The sequence below is a fragment of the Halomonas sp. BLK-85 genome (genome assembly GCF_044792155.1).
Classification (GTDB): domain Bacteria; phylum Pseudomonadota; class Gammaproteobacteria; order Pseudomonadales; family Halomonadaceae; genus Vreelandella.
On record NZ_CP087731.1, the window covers coordinates 2,269,131 to 2,287,546 of the forward strand.

The following is an 18,416-nucleotide window of genomic DNA, read 5'->3' on the forward strand; positions in this document are numbered from 1 at the left end:
ATAGCGATCACTCACTTCCTTTAAGCGACTGAGTCGCGCCTGACTTGACCCAGGCTCACTCCATCGATGACTCGTATAGACCTAGAACGACTGCCCCAAAGAGAACTGGAAGAACTGGGTGTCGTCATCCTGCTGGCTATCCACCGCCTCAGCAAAGCTGAAAGTCAGCGGGCCCACCGGCGTCAACCATGAAAAACCAATCCCGACACTCGAACGCAGATCATTCAGATCCACTCCGGACGAACAGCGCGATGTGCCAGACTCAATCGCATAGCAATCAGTCAGGAAGGTATTACCCACATCATAGAACAAGGATGTCTGGAAGGAGTTCTGGTCTTCAATAAACGGCAAGGGGAAAATAATCTCGGCCGAACCTTCTACCAGCACGTTACCCCCCAGGGTGCCGGTACGCGTGCTACCCTCGGGTGGCGTGGTACGTTGCCCCAGCGTGTTGGCGGTAAAACCGCGCACCGAGCCCAGGCCGCCCGCATAAAAGTTTTCGTAGAAGGGATAAGGATCGTCCCCCCCCAGGGTATTCGCGTAGCCCAGGTTACCGCTGAACTTGAGCGACCATTGATCATCGTCATCTATCGGGAACAGCTGCTGGGCTCTTGCCCGCGCCTTGTAATAGCTGGTGTCACTGCCTGGCGCAGCCGTCTCCAGAGATAGGCGCTGGTAGTTACCTGCGGTTGGCATGATGCCACGGTTGAGGTTATTGCGTGTCCAGCTGCCGGTCAGTTTCAGGCTCTGGGCATTATCGCCAACGTCGGTGACGTACTGGCGTATTTCCTGAGCCGTATCGTTGTAGGTCTTGACCGTTATGTCTTCGATGCTGGCGCCAAAATTGACGCGCGATAATTCACTGACGGGGTATCCAAAGTTGATGCCTGCACCAAAAGCATCCGTGGAATAGGTGGAAATATCCGAGTCTTCGTAATCTGTCTCGCGATAGAAGAGATTATAGCCTCGTGAGATGCCGTCCTTGGTCCAGTAAGGGTCTGTAAAGCCAAAGTTGACGCTGGTAAAGGTATCGCTGCGCTGGGCACCGATATTCACCCGGTTACCGCTGCCCAGAAAATTGTTCTGGGACAATGAGGCACCGTATATGATACCGGCACTCTGCGAAAAGCCAACACTGGCGGAAACAGAGCCTGACGGCTGCTCTTCAACCTCATAGGTGACATCCAGCTGATCCGGTTCTCCGGCCACCCGTCTGGTATCCACTTCTACTTGGCTGAAAAAGCCCAGCCGCTGGAGCCGCGCTCTTGACTGGGAGATCGCATCGGTGGAAGCGGGCGCCCCCTCCATCTGAATCATTTCACGGCGCAAGACTTCATCTTCTGTTGTGGTATTGCCCACAAACTCGATGCGTCGTATGTAGGTTCGCTGACCGGGGTTGACGCCAATCACCAGATCCACCGAGGAACCATCACTGGCCAGTTGCGGCCTCCCCTCCACTTCAGCAAAGGCAAACCCTTCGGCACCCATGCGCTCGCGAATCGCTTCGGTTGACGCATTCAGATCGCTGCGTGAAAAGATTTCACCCTGTTCGATCTGCAGTAATGAGCGGGCTTCCGATTCTTCAATCTGCAGATCGCCCTCAAAACTCACGTCTCCCACCCGATACTGCTCACCTTCATCCACATTGAGGGTGATAAATATCTTGTTTTTTTCCGGGCCGATCGACACCTGGGTAGAAGCCACCTCAAAACCGACATAGCCGCGATCCAGATAGTAGGAGCGCAGACGTTCGATATCACCCGACAAGGCTTCACGTGAATATTTGTCGTTTGAGAACATGCCGAAGAAGAAACCCGGCCTGTCTTCAAGCTCAAACAGGTTCAGCAGGGTGTCGTCATCGAAAGCCTGATTGCCCACAATGTTAATCTGATGAATCCGGGCAATGTCGCCTTCGCGAATATTGATATCGACCTGAACGCGCCCCTCATCAATCTGGTCGACGCTTGTTTCGATTGAGGAGTTGTAACGTCCCTGGGACTGGTAGACGCCTTCCAGTTCACGCTGGATCTCGTCAAGCGTTGACAGCTGCAGCACCTGGCCTTCTGAAAGGCCAGCCTCGTTGAGTCCCCGGCGCAGGTCCTCGTCCTCGATCTGTTCATTTCCTTCGATATTCAGGCGGGCAATGGTCGGCCGCTCCACCACCTGAATCACCAGCACATCGCCTTCGCGGGCCAGAGAGACATCATCAAAAAGACCGGTTTCGAACAGTTCCCGCGCAGCATCAGCCAGGGCACGCTCATCCACTGTATCACTGGCACTGACGGGAAAGGCGTTGAAGACCGAAGCCGCAGAGACGCGCTGCAGCCCTTCTACACGAATGTCGGAAACGTCAAAAGATTGTGCTTTGGCTCCGCTGGCTGCGGCCAGCAGTAAGGCCGCCATCCCTAGTGTTTTGATTTTCATGCAGTCAGTCCGCTCGCTTTGGTCTGCCATTGTTTTTACAGACAGGCACCATATACATTTGTGCAGGGGGATGACAAGTTGACTTGCCCTCTGCACACGTTATCACTTACCCACGCGACCCGAGGTTCACGCTGATGACCTTCCCACTTCACTACCAGAGGCGCATGAGATCAAAATAAAGCGCCATGATCATCAGGGTACCTACCAGGGTAATGCCGATCCGCAGCCCGATAGCCTGAGCCTGCTCAGAAACCGGCCGCCCACGGACCACTTCCACCAGGTAGTAAAGCAGATGCCCCCCATCAAGCACAGGAATTGGCAGCAGATTCAGTACGGCCAGGCTGATCGACAGATAGGCAATAAAGCCGACAAACGCTTCCAGCCCTGCCCGAGCGGTGTCGCCGGAAATCTGTGCAATGGTAATCGGCCCGGACAGGTTGGACGGCGAGATAAGCCCCACCAGCATCTTGCGAATAGCATCCACTGTCAGCAGTGACATCTCGCCTGTTTTTGCCACCGCCTGCCCAACCGCTTCCACTGGACCATAACGGATCTCACGCTGCAGCTCTTCGGGCCAGGAGACGGGCTCAGCGCCTGCACCAATATAGCCAATCTCAGCGCCGCCAGCCTGGGGATTGGTGCCCGGCGTCAGGGTAAGTGATTGCTGATCACCGTCACGTTCAATATCCAGGGAAAGCTCTTCCCCTGCACTGACTCTGACGATATTGACAAAGTCCATCCAGTCGCTGACCGGCGTGCCATTAACCTCAACAATTCTGTCGCCTGCCTTCAGCCCGGCCTGAGCGGCAGCCTCCCCGTCAATCACCTGGCCAAGCACAGCGGGCATGTCCGGTCGCCATGGATCAAACCCCAGAGTGTCAAAGGGCTGGGGCGGGTTCTGGCGGGCCAGAAAATTGTCGACTTCCAGGCCGTAAGTGCGCGTCGCTTGTGATCCGTCAGGACGGGCATCGACTTCCAGCCGGCCATCGTATCCGATCAAGGCCACCAGCTTGAGATTGATCTCATCCCAGGCGCGCACCGACTCCCCCTGAATCGCCACGATTTCATCGCCGCGCTCCAGCCCGGCCTCAGCGGCGGGCGAGGCAGGCGTAACATCACCCACCAGAGGGGCTACCGTGGTGGTCCCGGCGACAAAGATGGCCCAATAGGCAACGATAGCAAGCAGGAAGTTGGCCAATGGCCCTGCAGCGACAATAGCGATACGCTGCCAGACGTTCTTGCGATTGAAGGCCTGATCAAGCTGTTCATCCGGCACCGGCCCTTCGCGCTCGTCAAGCATCTTGACGTAGCCCCCAAGCGGTATGGCGGCGACGGCAAATTCTGTCCCGTGGCGATCAGTCCGTGACCAGAACGGCTTGCCAAAACCTACCGAGAAACGCAGTACCTTGACACCACAGCGCCGGGCCACCCAAAAATGGCCGAATTCATGAAAGGTCACCAGCAGACCCAGGACGACGATCACCGCCAATATGTTCTGAATCAGGCCCAAGCGTTTCTCCTCTTCCTACCGTTACCGAGACGTTTTTGATATCGCTAGCGACATCGTTGCGTAATGTATTGCTGCGCAAGCTGCCTTGCGTGTCGGTCTGCATCCAGCACTGTTTCAAGGCTATCGACGTTGCCGATCGGTGCCTGATCAAGTACTGATGCCACAATATCGCCAATGCTGATAAACCCCAAGCCTTCCTCCAAAAAAGCCTGAACAGCCACTTCATTGGCCGCATTAAGAATCGCAGGTGCCGTTCCTCCTGCCTGCATGGCCTCACGCGCCAACCTCAGGCATGGAAAATGCTGTTCATCCGGCGACTCAAAGTCCAGCCTCGCCACCTGAAAAAGATCCAGTGGCTTGACGCCCGCGTCTATCCGTTCAGGCCAGGCAAGCCCATAGGCAATCGGCGTACGCATATCCGGATTGCCCAGCTGGGCCAGCACGGACCCGTCATGATAGGCCACCATGGAGTGAATCACGCTCTGGGGATGCACCACCACACAAATCTGTTGAGGCGTGGCATCAAACAACCAGCAGGCCTCTATCAGTTCCAGCCCCTTGTTCATCAGGGTGGCGCTATCCACCGAGATCTTGCGGCCCATTGACCAGTTGGGATGGGCACAGGCCTGCGCCGGCGTGACATTTGCCAGGGCATCTGGCCCCCAGCCTCGGAAAGGGCCACCCGACGCCGTCAGCAGCAGTTGCTCGATCCCGTGCTCTGCAAGGCCACCGCGATGCTGGAGGGGTAGACACTGGAACATGGCATTATGTTCAGAATCGATGGGTAAAAGTGTTGCACCGGATTGCTCAACCGCCTGCATGAATAAAGCGCCGCTCATCACCAGGGCTTCCTTGTTGGCCAACAAGACCCGCTTGCCGCTTTGCGCAGCGGCCAGAGCCGGCAACAGGCCCGCTGCCCCGACAATGGCCGCCATCACAATATCCACGCACGAAGCGGAGGCAACCGTGTTGTGTGCCTCAACGCCCGTTTCCACCCAGGTATTCAGCCCGGCGCTTGCCAGTTCGTGACGCAACCACTGACCATCCTCCGCCGAGTTCAGCACTGCTATCTGTGGACGGTGGCGCAAACACTGGGCCAGCAGGACGTCGCGCGAGCGATGGGCCGTCAGCGCATAGACGCTGTAACGCTCAGGATGCAGCGCGATCACGTCCAGCGTACTGGTGCCGATAGAGCCGGTAGACCCCAGCACGGTGACCCACTGTTGTGAACTCATAAAACGGGCACCAGGGGGTAAAGGAGAGCAAAAAGAGGCACGGCTGCGGTCAGGCTATCCACCCTGTCCAGTACGCCACCGTGACCGGGCAGTAACTGACTGGAGTCCTTGATCTGACGGTGACGCTTCAACATGCTTTCAAGCAGATCCCCAAGCACTGAAGCCAATGTAACGACCAGGGTTATCAGCACAAGGAGACCGCTGCCCAGAATCCCGAGCTGCTGCCAGACACCAAATACCAGCGCCAGCAACACAGTTGCCATCATCCCCCCCAGAACGCCCTCCCAGGACTTGCCCGGGCTGACGCTGGGCGCAAGCTTGCGTTGCCCCCAGGCACGACCCGCGAAGTAGGCGCCAATATCTGCCGACCAGACGAGCAGCAAGACAAACAGCAGCCAGACACTCCCTGCTGCTTCCAGCACGTTAAACCCGACCCAGCAGGGCAGCAGCACCCATAACCCCATGATCAGACGCCATGACGGCGCCTGCCAATGGTTGGTTTTATCCGGGTAGTGAGTCACCCAATACAGATTGACCAGCCAGCCCAGCGCGCCTACCCATAAAAGCCCGCCAGCCCCTTCGCTACCAGCCAACCAAAGCAAGACCATGAGAACCGCCATGAAAACCAGGTAAGCGGTGCGTTGGAGTGGCGAGGCGATACCTGCCAGATTGCTCCACTCCCAGGTTGCCAGCAGGACAATCAGCGCCGTAAACAGCGCGTAAGCGTTACCTTCAAGGCCAAACAGGCCTGCTATGACCAGAGGTGCCAGCCAGGCGGCTGTTATGATTCGTTGCTTAAGCACCCTGAACCTCTATCTGTTGCCCTGTCTTGCCGAACCGTCGCTGCCGCCGCGCAAAATCTGCCAGCGCTTGATCAAACGCATCAGCATCAAAATCTGGCCACAGTAGCGGTGAAAAATACAGCTCTGCATACGCCAGCTGCCAGAGCATGAAGTTGGAAAGACGCTGTTCACCACTGGTGCGAATACACAGATCAACGGGTGGCACCTGATGCATGTCCATGGCTTCATTCATGCAGTTTTCATCAATCTCGTCAGGGGCCAGACTCCCCTCGGCTACCTGCTGAGCCAGCCGGCGTGCGGCACAGGTAATTTCCCATTGACCGCCATAGTTGGCCGCCACAATCAGATGCATACCCGTGTTGTCAGCGGTCAGTGCCTCGGCGCGGCGGATCTGCTTCTGAATGGCGTGAGAAAACCCTCGCCGATCGCCCAGAATGGTCAGCCGGATGTCATTTGAATGGAGCTTTTTGACTTCGCGCTTCAAGGCCATCAGAAAAAGCTCCATCAGGGCATTGACTTCCGTCACGGGCCGTTTCCAGTTTTCACTGGAGAAAGCAAACAGGCTCAAGGTATCAATGCCCTGCTCAGCCGCACGCTGCACGACGTTGCGAACGGACTCTGCGCCGGCGCGATGACCACGTACACCCGCCAGGCCACGCGCTTTTGCCCAGCGATTATTGCCATCCATGATAATGGCGACATGAGAAGGCCGTGGTTCAGACACCTTTCCTCCTTGATAGTGGGCAGCTGGCTGTCTGTGTGGAAGCAACGGCGACGTCGTGAAGTTTTTTTCACCCATGGTCATTCATCCAGCCGGCCCTGAAAGCTGCTCGGGCAGCCTGGCTGCCCGAGACGTTAGCTTCTTGAATGTCATACCTGCATCAGGTCGTGTTCTTTTGACGCCAGCGCCTTGTCAATTTCCGCGACAAACTTGTCCGTCAGCTTCTGGATCTCATCTTCGCCCTGACGCTGGTCATCTTCGGTGATTTCCTTGTCTTTCAACAAGGACTTGAAATCACCGTTGGCATCACGGCGTACGTTGCGAACGGCCACCCGCGCATGCTCGGCTTCCTGGCGGGCCTGCTTGATGTAGCCCTTGCGGGTTTCTTCAGTCAGCATCGGCATGGGCACTCGAATCACATTACCTGCGCTGGCCGGATTAAGCCCCAGATCAGACGTCATGATGGCTTTTTCAATCTTGGGCACAATACCCTGTTCCCAGGGAGAAATCGTCAGCGTTCTTGCATCTTCCACGTTGATGGATGCCACCTGACTCAAGGGCACTTCACTGCCGTAATACTCAACGGTAACTGAATCCAGAATACTGGGATGCGCGCGCCCGGTGCGAATCTTGTTGAAGTTGGTATGCAGCGCTTCAACGCTTTTTTTCATGCGCCCTTCTGCATCTTTCTTGATTTCGTTAATCACCCTATTCACCTCTGTCTATCAAAGTGCCTTCCTTACCCCCAACCACCAGGTTAAGCAGAGCACCAGGCTTGTTCATATCAAACACCCGCACTGGCATGTCATGGTCACGTACCAGGCAGATAGCGGTCAAATCCATTACGCCAAGCTTCTGTTCAAGCGCATCATCATAGCCAAGACGCTCGTACTTCACGGCATCGGCATGCTTGACGGGGTCCTTGTCATAAACACCGTCAACCTTGGTGGCCTTGATCACCACATCAACGTCGACCTCAATACCCCGCAGACAGGCTGCCGAGTCAGTCGTAAAGAAGGGGTTGCCGGTACCGGCAGAAAACAATACCACGTCACCCGATGTCAGGTAGCGGATGGCCGTTCGTCGATCGTAATGCTCGACAACGCCGCTCATCGGAATGGCCGACATCACCCGTGAACGAATATTGGAGCGCTCAAGGGCATCACGCATGGCCAGTGCATTCATCACCGTTGCCAGCATCCCCATGTGGTCACCCGTCACTCGGTCCATCCCGGCTTCATTCAACGCTGCCCCACGAAACAGGTTGCCGCCGCCAATCACCAGACCCACCTGAACACCAATACCCACCAACTGACCGATTTCAAGTGCCATACGGTCCAGCACCTTGGGATCTATGCCGAAATCGTGCTCACCCATCAATGCCTCGCCGGAAAGCTTGAGCAAAATACGCTTGTATTTCGACTTTGAACCCTCAGGTTTCTTGTTGGGAATAACAGCGGTCAAAGGCTCATTTGCATCGTGGGACATGGCTTTTCTCCTCGGCAGGATGTAGTGGGCAGACAGGGCGGTCGGGCCCGACGGCAGCGCAAATTTTTGCCCCATGCATAAAGGTGATTGCATGTGCAATCCTGCATGGCAACACGCGTCACATGTGCCCGCTGCGACGCAGGTATCTTGGTTACACAATTAATTATATACATGTGCAAATCAGATACATAGAGGCATGACAAAATGCCAGGGCCAGACACGCGAAAGCGTGCGCAACTGCGCACGCCGTCACTTTCTGAAACGTGCGGGCTTAACTACGGCCTGCCTGTTCCATTACTTCTTTGGCAAAATCAACTTCTTCTTTCTCAATGCCTTCACCGACTTCAAAGCGGATAAAGCTCAGCACTTCACCGCCGGATGCTTTCGCGTATTCGGCAACCGTCTGGTTAGGATCCTTGACGAAGGGCTGTTCGGTCAGACTGTTTTCAGCCAGGTACTTCTTGAGGCGACCCTGAACCATCTTTTCAGCAATGTTTTCCGGCTTGCCGGCCATATCCGGCTGCGCCAGAATGATGGCTTTCTCATTGTCCAGGTTTTCCTGCGGCATATCTTCAGGACGGGCGACGGCCGGGTTGATGGCCGCTACATGCATGGAAATATCCTTGGCAGCGTCAGCATTGCCGCCTTGCATGACAGTCAATACGCCGATGCGCCCACCGTGAACGTACTCACCCACCCGGTTGCCTTCACCTGCGTTGATGACCGCTGCACGGCGTACGCTGATGTTCTCGCCGATTTTCTGTACAAGCTGTTCGCGAACGACTTCCAGCTCACCGTCCATCACAGCCGCGACGTCTTCACTCTTGGCGGCAAAGACGGCGTCAGCAATCTTGTCTGCGAAATCCTTGAAGTTGTCGTCACGGGCAACAAAGTCGGTTTCAGAATTGATCTCGACCATCACTCCATAGCTGCCATCTTCTGCAACGCGCGTGACAACAGCGCCTTCTGCAGCAGTGCGGCCCGCTTTTTTGGCGGCCTTTAGGCCGGAGTTCTTACGCAGGTTTTCGATAGCCACGTCGATATCGCCACCTGCTTCGGTCAGTGCTTTTTTGCACTCCATCATGCCAAGGCCGGTACGTTCGCGCAGTTCCTTCACCTGAGAGGCACTGATAGCTGCCATGATAATTCACCTCTGATCTAATGGGATCTAGAAAATTAAAGATAAGGTCCGCCTGAGCGGGAAAAGGGGGCGCTGGCCCCCTCCTGATGCGATGCGGTGCAGCGCACCTCATCTTGTGGCGGCCAGGATTACTCGGCAGCCGCGCTGTTTTCTGCGTCAGCAGATGTCTGTTCAGCGTCCGTCACTTCAACGAACTCATCCGGACGGCCTTCTTTGGCACTGGCGCAGGCATCGGCGATGGCCTTGACGTAAATCTGGATCGCACGGATGGAGTCATCGTTACCCGGAATAACGTAATCAACGCCGTCAGGGTTAGAGTTGGTATCCACCACGCCGATCACCGGAATACCCAGCTTGTTCGCTTCATTGATCGCGATACGCTCATGATCAACGTCGATAACAAACATGGCATCAGGCAGTCCGCCCATATTCTTGATACCACCGATGGAGCGCTCAAGTTTTTCCTGCTCGCGGGTGGCCATCAGGACTTCTTTCTTGGTCAACTTCTCGAAGGTGCCATCTTCGTGCATGGTTTCAAGGTCACGCAGACGCTTGATGGACTGACGAATGGTCTTGAAGTTGGTGAGCATGCCGCCCAACCAGCGATGATTGACGAACGGCTGACCAACACGGTTGGCTTCTTCCTTGATGATCTTGCTGGCGCTACGCTTGGTACCGACAAACATGATCTTGTTGTTGGAAGCGGCCATCTTTTCAACCACGTCGATCGCTTCATTCAGCGCCGGCAGCGTATGTTCAAGGTTGATGATGTGGATCTTGTTGCGCGCACCGAAGATGTATTTGCCCATCTTCGGATTCCAGTACTTGGTCTGGTGACCGAAGTGAGCGCCTGCCTTGAGCAGGTCACGCATATTGACGTGTGCCATGATAAAACTCCTGAAAACTCGGGTTAGGCCTCCATGCACCCCATGGATCCGACCAGTGACGCTACCGGACAGGCTCAGCACCTGGCTGAACGCATCGCTCTGCAATAACACTGGCCATAAAAGGCTTGCTGGCGCAGTGTTGCAGGTAAGCAGCACGCAAAGGCACCCGGGACCATGTGACGGTGCATGTGTGTTTTAAGGCTTGCGGTCTGGGTAGCGGCACCATTGCACACTACCTGTTGTGCGCGACTGCAATCACTGGGCACCGATCAATTGATCAAGAATGCGGTTGACGATTGCAGTGAAGCGCGCGGCTTTATACCATAGATCCAGATCAAGATGAAGCCGTAACGCATTGCGCGGCTCTCCTTACAGCCCGTTCTATTGTGTGAATTGACCCCCTACACCATCGAGACCTCATGAACGTTACGATTAAAACGCCTGCTGAAATCGACAAGATGCGCGAAGCGGGCCGCCAGGCGGCTCGTGTTTTCGAAATGATCACACCTTATGTCAAAGAAGGCGTCTCGACAGGTGAAATTGACCGCCGCTGCCATCAATTCATTGTCGATGAACTGGGCTCCACCCCGGCACCCCTCAATTACCATGGCTTTCCCAAGGCGACCTGCACGTCGATCAATCATGTGGTGTGTCATGGCATCCCTGACGATGAGAAAAAGCTAAAGAACGGCGACATCATGAATCTGGATATCACTGTCAAGACGGCAGACGGCTATCATGGCGATTCCAGCGTCATGTTCGTGATTGGCGACAGCATTCAGGGCGAGCGCCTCAGTCGCGTGACCCAGGAATGCCTGTATAGAAGCATTGCGGCAATCAGACCCGGTGTTCATCTTTCCGAGCTGGCACGGGTGATCCAGAAGCACGCCGAGGGGCACGGCTATTCCGTGGTTCGTGACTTCTGCGGACACGGCATTGGCGCAAGCTTTCATGAAGAACCCCAGTTCCTGCACTATGATGGCTATGCGCCCGACGCTGATATCGCGCTTGCGCCTGGCATGTGCTTCACCATTGAACCGATGATCAATGTGGGTGGTTATAAAACCAAGGTATTGCGCGATGGCTGGACCGCGGTCACCAAGGACCGCAGCCTGTCAGCCCAATGGGAACATACCTTGCTGGTGACCGAGAGCGGCGTGGAAGTACTGACCGCTCGTGACGATGAAGACATGAGCTTTCTGGGCGCCTGATGCTACTTCACCATTACCGCTTCCAACCCGATCGGTCGCTTCTCAACCTGGATGCCTTCAAGGCTGAAATGGCGGGATCGCGTTCACCGATTGCGCCCTTCAAGGCTGCCCTGCGTGACCTTCAGGAACGCCTGGATGAGCGCTTCCGTGCTGGCGCTGATATCCGCGATCTGGTGCGCGGGCGTGCCTGGTACATGGACCAGCTGCTGGCCATCGCCTGGGAACAGCATGCCTGGCCGGATGACGGCATTGCCCTGATTGCCGTCGGCGGCTATGGGCGCGGTGAACTGCACCCGCATTCTGATATCGATTTACTCCTGCTGCTTGAAAACGACGACGATACCCCTTACCGCGAACCGCTGAGCGCTTTCATTACCTTCCTGTGGGATATTGGCCTGGATATTGGCCACAGTGTCCGTTCTCTCAACGACTGCGAGCGGGAATCAAATGACGATGTCACCGTGATCACCAACCTGCTCGAATCACGCCTGATTGCCGGACCCAAGCGACTGCGTCAGGCCATGCGCCAGCGCCTGAGCGCAGACCGCCTGTGGCCGGCTGACCGGTTTTTTGAAGCCAAATGGCAAGAGCAGATTGCCCGTCACTACCGTTATAACAACTCTGAATACCACCTCGAGCCCAACCTGAAGAGCTCACCGGGCGGGCTGCGCGATATCCAGATGATTGGCTGGGTGGCCAAACGCCATTTCGGTACCGAAAAATACGCGGATATTGTTGCCAACGGCTTTATGAATGACGCTGAGCTGCGCATTCTCAGCCAGGGCCAGGCGTTCCTGTGGCAGGTACGCTATGCCCTGCACATGTTGACAGGGCGCGCTGAAGACCGCTTGCTGTTTGATCATCAACGCACCATTGCCGAGCTGTTTGGCTTTCGTGACACGCCTGAGCGTCTGGCTGTTGAACAGTTCATGAAGCGCTACTATCGCCATGTCACGGCCCTGGCCGGGCTCAACGACATGCTGCTGCAGCATTTCGACGAAGTAATTCTGCGCGGACAGCAATCGCTCGAAACCGTGGTGCTCAACGAGCGGTTCGAAACCAAGGGCGGCTATATTCAGGCGCGCTCACGCACCCTGTTCCGCGACAAGCCATCGGCCATGCTGGAGCTCTTTTTGATGATGGCCCAGCATCCGGAAATCGAAGGCGTGCGCGCCGACACCATTCGCCTGATTCGCGATCACCGCCATCAGATTGATGACCACTACCGCGAAGACCCGCTTCATCAACGTCTGTTCCTGGCGCTGCTGCGCTCTCCCGGCAATGTGCCGCGTCAGTTACGCCGCATGAACCGCTACGGCATTCTCGGCAAATACCTGCCGGAATTTGGCCGTGCGGTGGGCCTGATGCAACATGATCTGTTTCATATCTACACCGTGGATGCGCACACGCTGCGCCTGCTCAAGTTCCTGCACGGCTTTCGCAAACCCGAATGCAAGAAAGAATTTCCTGTCGCCGCCGCCCTGATGCCTCAGCTGCCCAAGCTTGACCTTTTGTGGATTGCCGGGCTTTTCCACGATGTGGGCAAGGGGCGCGGCGGCGACCATTCGGTGATTGGTGCCCAGGATGTCGAGCAGTTCTGTTTGCGCCATCGCCTCTCAAGCCCTGATACCAGCCTGGTGCGCTGGTTGGTAGAGCATCATCTGCTGATGTCGATGACCGCCCAGAAACGCGACATCACCGACCCGGACGTCATCCGCGACTTTGCCCTGACGGTGCGCAACGAAAGCCGCCTGGATTACCTGTACGTGCTGACGGTCGCCGACATCAATGCCACCAACCCTACGTTATGGAACGGTTGGCGCGCTTCCTTGCTCCGTCAGCTTCATGCGGAAACCAAGCGGGCCTTGCGGCGAGGTCTCAAGAACCCGCCCGACCGAGACGACTGGGTACGCGAAACACGCACTGAGGCACGTTCACTGCTGAACACCATGGGAATCGCCTCCGAACAGATTGACCCCCTGTGGGATTCCCTGGGTGAAGACTACTTTCTCCAGTATGCGCCCAGCGAAATTGCCTGGCAGACCCAGGGCATCCTGGCCCACCAGCCCGAACAGCTTCCCCTGGTACTGGTCAGCGCCCCGGCCAAGGGCATGACAGAAGGCGGCACCAAGGTATTTATCCACACCCGATCGGTCGACGACCTGTTTGCCGCCACCGCCGCGGCGATGGAACAGCTCGGGCTGTCCATCCATGATGCCAGGATTGCCACCTCCAACAATAACTGGACGCTGAATACCTTTATTGTCCTGGATCATCAGGGCCACGCGATCTCGGAGCCCGAACGCATCGAGGAGATGCGTCGTCATCTGGTCGAGGAGCTCGACGACCCGGATGACTACCCGACTATTGTGTCGCGCCACACCCCCCGCCAGCTCAAGCACTTCAAGGTTACCACTGAAGTGCTGATCGAACAGGATCCGGCCAACGAACGCACCCTTGTAGAGCTTAGCGCCCCTGACCGCCCGGGGCTGCTGGCGCGCGTCGGACGTATTTTCATGGAACAGGATATCGCCCTGTCCGCGGCCAAGATTGCCACCCTGGGTGAGCGGGTCGAGGATGTTTTCTTTATCACCACCAAGGCCGGTGAGCCACTGACCGACCCTGAATGCCAGCAGCAATTGCGTGAACAGTTGATCGATGTGCTCAGCGTCTGAATCCGCGGGTGTTTGAGCTCGCCTGGCGCCTTGCCTATAATCGACTGGCATTTCCCATTTCATAACGCTGCACTCTGGCCACTGGACGCTCATGAACCCTGATCTCGACGCCTTGCACCCTTATCCGTTTGAAAAGCTGGCCGCGCTCAAGGCGGCACTTTCTCCCTCGTCGGATCTGGCACACATTCCACTGACCATCGGTGAACCGCAGCATGCGCCCTATGCGGCAGCACTTGAGGCACTGCATGCCCATCAGACAGAATTTGCCCGCTATCCGGCGACAGCCGGTCTGCCGGCCCTGCGTGAGACCATTGCCGGCTGGGCCAGCCAGCGATTCGGGCTTGAGGGGCTCGACCCGGATTCCCAGGTACTGCCGGTCAACGGCACCCGGGAAGCCATCTTTGCCTTTGTGCAGACGGCTCTTGACCGTAACCGTGCTGCCCGGGTGGCTGTCCCCAACCCTTTCTACCAGATCTATGAAGGCGCCACCCTGCTGGCCGGCGGTCAGCCGCTATATCTCGACTGCACGGCAGAAAACGGCTTCCGCCCGGATTTCAGTGCGGTGCCCGCCGATACCTGGCGAGACGTCCAGCTGGTTTTCGTGTGCTCACCGGGCAACCCGACCGGCGCCGTGACTCCCCTTGAGGACTACCAGCAGCTCATTGCCCTGGCTGATGAGCACGACTTCCTGATCGCCTCTGACGAATGCTATTCGGAACTCTATCTGGATGAAGCGGCCCCACCCCCCGGGCTGCTGCAGGCATGCGCTTCACTTGGCCGCCACGACTACCGTCGCTGCATGGTCTTTCATTCGCTTTCCAAGCGCTCAAACCTGCCGGGGCTGCGCTCCGGTTTTGTCGCGGGTGATGCGGATCTGCTGACCCCTTTCAAGCGCTACCGCACCTATCATGGCTGTGCCATGTCACTGCCCCTGCAACACGCCTCTATCGCCGCCTGGCAGGATGAAGCCCATGTGCTGGATAACCGTGAAGCGTATCGCGAGAAATTCGCCGCAGTCACCGCTGAACTCGCGCCGGTCATGGATTTCCCGACACCTGAAGCAAGTTTTTATCTCTGGCCAGCCGTGCCGGACGGTGATGATATAGCTTTCACCCAGCGCCTGTATGAAGACATGCACGTCAGTGTCCTGCCCGGCAGCCTGATGGGGCGCCCCGGCCCTGATGGCGTTAACCCGGGCAGCGGCCGGCTGCGTCTGGCGCTGGTGGCCGATGTTGGCTCCACTCGGGAAGCCGCTGAACGGATCCGCCGCCTGGTGGAGCGCGGCTGACAGGCCCCTGCATTGCCCTGATTACCGACTGAACCTGGAGAAGACGCCATGCTGACGCTTTATATCATCAAGAACTGCGATACCTGCCGTAAGGCGCAGAAGGCGCTGGACGCCAAAGGAATACCTTACAAGACCCACGACTTGCGTGACGATGGCCTGTCGGCGGCACTGCTTGAACATATCCTCCATCGCGTGCCGCTGGTCGAGGCCATTAACAAGCGCAGCAAGACCTGGCGGGAACTGTCTGCCGAAGAAAAGGATTACGATGCCAACTCGGCGCGGCAGTTGATTCTCAAGCATCCCACACTGCTGAAGCGTCCGCTGCTGGAAGTCGATGACGACACCATCCTTGTTGGCTACAAGGACGGCGATTACGACAAGCTCTAAAAGAGCAACTCACTGGCCCCAACCCGATCATTCACTGACACAACCAAGGAAGCACCCCTATGCTGAGCTTTGCGCTTGGAATCGGCACCCAGAATACTCAAGGTGACTGGCTGGAAATTTACTATCCTGCCCCTGTGTTGAACCCGGATGACAGCCTTGTCGAAGCGGCCCAGAAGGCCCTGGATGCACCACAAGGAACGGCTGCTATCAGTTTTCTGCCTGAAGACTGCCCGGCGCTGGCAAAGGCTCTCGAAACCGCGGGCCATCCGGCTCAGGCAGAGCTTGCCGACTCTCTGGGCGTCAGCCACCGCCCGCTGGTCGCCATGTTTATCGATACCGACCAGCCACCGCAGACAGCACCGGAGGTATACCTTAAGCTTCACCTGCTCTCACACCGCCTGGTCAAGCCTCACGGCCTGGACCTTACCGGCATGTTTGGCCTGCTGCGCAATATAGCCTGGACCAACGAAGGCCCGATCGATATTGAGGAGCTGCCCACCCGCCGTTTGAGGGCGCGTCTTGCTGGCCGCACCCTGTCCGTTGACTGTGTCGACAAGTTCCCCAAGATGACCGATTACGTGGTGCCTGCAGGTATCCGCATTGGCGACACCTCGCGGGTACGCCTGGGCGCCTACCTGGGCGAAGGCACCACGGTGATGCACGAAGGCTTCGTCAATTTCAATGCGGGCGCCGAAGGCCCGGGCATGATTGAAGGGCGCATTTCTGCCGGTGTGATGGTTGGCAAAGGCTCGGACCTGGGTGGTGGATGCTCTACCATGGGCACGCTTTCCGGTGGCGGCAACATCGTCATCAAGGTGGGTGAAGGCTGCCTGATCGGCGCTAACGCTGGCATCGGTATTCCTCTGGGCGACCGATGCACGGTGGAAGCTGGCCTTTATATTACCGCTGGCGCCAAGGTCACCCTGCTGGATGACCAGAATCAGGAAGTGAAGACGGTCTCAGCCCGTGAACTGGCCGGCCAGGATGACCTGTTGCTGCGCCGCAACTCCCAGAATGGCCGCATAGAATGCCTGACCAACAAGAGCGCTGTGGCATTGAACGAGGCATTACATGCCCATAACTGAGCCGGATGCCCTGTCACCGACGTTACAGCTGGCGTTTGATCTGCTACGCCGCCCTTCGGTGACCCCCGATGACGAAGGCTGTCAGGACGTCCTGATCGAGCGCCTGGAGGCGCTCGGTTTTCATATCGAAAAGCTGCCCTTTGGCGATGTTGATAACTTCTGGGCGATGCGCGGCCACCACGGCCCCGTGCTGGCGTTTGCCGGGCATACGGATGTGGTGCCCAGCGGGCCGTCAACCCACTGGGAGTTTCCGCCATTTGAACCGTGTATCGATGACCATGGCATGCTGTGCGGCCGAGGGGCTTCCGACATGAAGGGCAGCCTGGCCGCCATGATCACCGCCGTTGAACATTTTGTTGGGCAGTACCCGGATCATGACGGCCGCATTGCCTTTCTGATCACCTCGGATGAAGAAGGCCCGGCCATCGATGGCACCCGCGCCGTGGTCGAACATCTGCGCGAAACTCACGAACGGCTGGATTACTGCATCGTCGGTGAGCCGTCTTCAACCCGTGAACTGGGCGACATGATCAAGAACGGTCGCCGCGGCTCACTGGGGGGTGTGCTGCATGTCAAGGGCATACAGGGTCACGTGGCCTATCCTCACCTGGCCCGCAACCCGATTCATCAGGCCCTGCCCGCTCTGGATGCGCTAGCCAATGAACGCTGGGATCACGGCAATGCGTTTTTCCCGGCCACAAGCTTCCAGGTGTCCAATATCCGCGCAGGTTCGGGGGCCACCAATGTGATTCCGGGTGAGGTGGAAGTGATATTCAACTTCCGCTTTTCCACTGAAGTCACCCATGAGCAACTTCAGACGCGTACCACCGCCATCCTTGATGCTCATGGGCTTGAATACAGCCTGGACTGGACGCTTAACGGCGACCCCTTCCTGACCGCTGAAGGTGCCCTGGTGGATGCGGCTATTCAGGGCGTTGAAGCGGTGACCGGTCGGCGCCCGGCCCTCTCTACATCGGGCGGTACCTCTGATGGCCGTTTTATTGCCACGCTCGGTGCCCAGGTAGTAGAACTCGGTCCGCGCAATGACACCATCCATAAGGTCAACGAGCGCGTTCGCGCCGCGGATCTGGATGATCTCAGCCGCATTTATGCTGCCACGCTGGAAGCGCTGTTTATCGCGCCTGAAAGCCACTCAAAAGGGACTGCATGATGGAGCCGTACCCGGATATCGAAATCTACCTGGCTCAGGCATCCCATGATGCACTCAATGCCTGGCTGGGTGACGTTCTCAAAGCTCCGCCGCTGGCCTCGGCGGGCAAGCAGCGCTGGCGCACCCAGGGCCTGTATAACGGGCATGGTGTGCCCATTCTGCTGGTCGAAAATGCCGCCGACGGCTATGCCAGCCTATGGTTCGATAGCCCCCACACGCCCTGGCACACGGATCAGGAGGCAGCTCAGGAAGCCGCTGACGTACTCCAGCTCGAGGTACGCTGCTCAATGGGTGGATGGCATCCCGGAGCTGACCCCGACCGTTTCTGGCAGGTACTTCCCGGCGGCAAGGAAGGCGTCATTCATTGGCCGGATTCCGGCCGCTGATCAT

At 57.3% G+C, this 18,416-nt stretch carries 16 protein-coding genes; 7 read left to right on the forward strand and 9 right to left on the reverse strand.

Annotated features, from left to right (window positions below):
• Positions 1–81 precede the first annotated feature (81 nt).
• The 9 genes from bamA to rpsB all read right to left on the reverse strand — a co-directional run bounded on the left by bamA (position 82) and on the right by rpsB (position 10,209).
• On the reverse strand, positions 82–2,424 hold the full coding sequence (bamA, locus tag LL947_RS10270) for an outer membrane protein assembly factor BamA (protein ID WP_404413724.1): 2,343 nt from the start codon (positions 2,422–2,424) through the stop codon (positions 82–84).
• 151 nt (positions 2,425–2,575) lie between these two features.
• Positions 2,576–3,934: an RIP metalloprotease RseP gene (gene rseP / locus LL947_RS10275; RefSeq protein ID WP_499833131.1), complete on the reverse strand. Its 1,359-nt coding sequence runs from the start codon at positions 3,932–3,934 to the stop codon at positions 2,576–2,578.
• Positions 3,935–3,978: 44 nt separating this feature from the next.
• Complete coding sequence (gene ispC / locus LL947_RS10280) at positions 3,979–5,169, reverse strand: 1-deoxy-D-xylulose-5-phosphate reductoisomerase (protein ID WP_404413728.1); 1,191 nt, start codon at positions 5,167–5,169, stop codon at positions 3,979–3,981.
• Positions 5,166–5,972: a phosphatidate cytidylyltransferase gene (locus tag LL947_RS10285; RefSeq protein WP_499833132.1), complete on the reverse strand. Its 807-nt coding sequence runs from the start codon at positions 5,970–5,972 to the stop codon at positions 5,166–5,168. The genes ispC and LL947_RS10285 overlap by 4 nt, the downstream gene beginning before the upstream one ends.
• Positions 5,965–6,771 carry a polyprenyl diphosphate synthase gene (gene uppS, locus LL947_RS10290; RefSeq protein WP_499833133.1) on the reverse strand — a complete coding sequence of 269 codons (807 nt, stop codon included), beginning with the start codon at positions 6,769–6,771 and terminating at the stop codon, positions 5,965–5,967. The genes LL947_RS10285 and uppS overlap by 8 nt, the downstream gene beginning before the upstream one ends.
• A 71-nt stretch (positions 6,772–6,842) precedes the next feature.
• Positions 6,843–7,400: a ribosome recycling factor gene (frr, locus tag LL947_RS10295; RefSeq protein ID WP_404413734.1), complete on the reverse strand. Its 558-nt coding sequence runs from the start codon at positions 7,398–7,400 to the stop codon at positions 6,843–6,845.
• Between the two features lies 1 nt (position 7,401).
• On the reverse strand, positions 7,402–8,181 hold the full coding sequence (gene pyrH, locus LL947_RS10300) for a UMP kinase (RefSeq protein WP_404413737.1): 780 nt from the start codon (positions 8,179–8,181) through the stop codon (positions 7,402–7,404).
• Positions 8,182–8,452: 271 nt separating this feature from the next.
• Complete coding sequence (gene tsf / locus LL947_RS10305) at positions 8,453–9,322, reverse strand: translation elongation factor Ts (RefSeq protein ID WP_404413739.1); 870 nt, start codon at positions 9,320–9,322, stop codon at positions 8,453–8,455.
• A gap of 128 nt (positions 9,323–9,450) precedes the next feature.
• A complete protein-coding gene (gene rpsB, locus LL947_RS10310) occupies positions 9,451–10,209 on the reverse strand; it encodes a 30S ribosomal protein S2 (protein WP_171701127.1) in 759 nt (252 codons plus the stop codon).
• 419 nt (positions 10,210–10,628) lie between these two features.
• Here rpsB and map point away from each other — a divergent pair, with 419 nt between their 5' ends.
• The 7 genes from map to LL947_RS10345 all read left to right on the forward strand — a co-directional run bounded on the left by map (position 10,629) and on the right by LL947_RS10345 (position 18,412).
• Positions 10,629–11,420 (forward strand): type I methionyl aminopeptidase, encoded by a 792-nt coding sequence (gene map, locus LL947_RS10315; RefSeq protein WP_290821119.1) that lies wholly within the window; start codon positions 10,629–10,631, stop codon positions 11,418–11,420.
• Complete coding sequence (locus LL947_RS10320; protein ID WP_290821121.1) at positions 11,420–14,095, forward strand: [protein-PII] uridylyltransferase; 2,676 nt, start codon at positions 11,420–11,422, stop codon at positions 14,093–14,095. The genes map and LL947_RS10320 overlap by 1 nt, the downstream gene beginning before the upstream one ends.
• Positions 14,096–14,186: 91 nt before the next feature.
• On the forward strand, positions 14,187–15,383 hold the full coding sequence (dapC, locus tag LL947_RS10325; RefSeq protein WP_499833134.1) for a succinyldiaminopimelate transaminase: 1,197 nt from the start codon (positions 14,187–14,189) through the stop codon (positions 15,381–15,383).
• Between the two features lie 48 nt (positions 15,384–15,431).
• Positions 15,432–15,770, forward strand: coding sequence for a Spx/MgsR family RNA polymerase-binding regulatory protein (locus tag LL947_RS10330; RefSeq protein ID WP_290821123.1), 339 nt, complete (start codon positions 15,432–15,434; stop codon positions 15,768–15,770).
• A gap of 59 nt (positions 15,771–15,829) precedes the next feature.
• A complete protein-coding gene (gene dapD / locus LL947_RS10335; protein WP_290821124.1) occupies positions 15,830–16,855 on the forward strand; it encodes a 2,3,4,5-tetrahydropyridine-2,6-dicarboxylate N-succinyltransferase in 1,026 nt (341 codons plus the stop codon).
• Positions 16,842–18,026: a succinyl-diaminopimelate desuccinylase gene (gene dapE / locus LL947_RS10340; RefSeq protein ID WP_499833135.1), complete on the forward strand. Its 1,185-nt coding sequence runs from the start codon at positions 16,842–16,844 to the stop codon at positions 18,024–18,026. Before dapD ends, dapE begins: the two co-directional genes overlap by 14 nt.
• Positions 18,023–18,412, forward strand: coding sequence for a hypothetical protein (locus tag LL947_RS10345; RefSeq protein ID WP_499833136.1), 390 nt, complete (start codon positions 18,023–18,025; stop codon positions 18,410–18,412). The genes dapE and LL947_RS10345 overlap by 4 nt, the downstream gene beginning before the upstream one ends.
• Positions 18,413–18,416 lie beyond the last annotated feature (4 nt).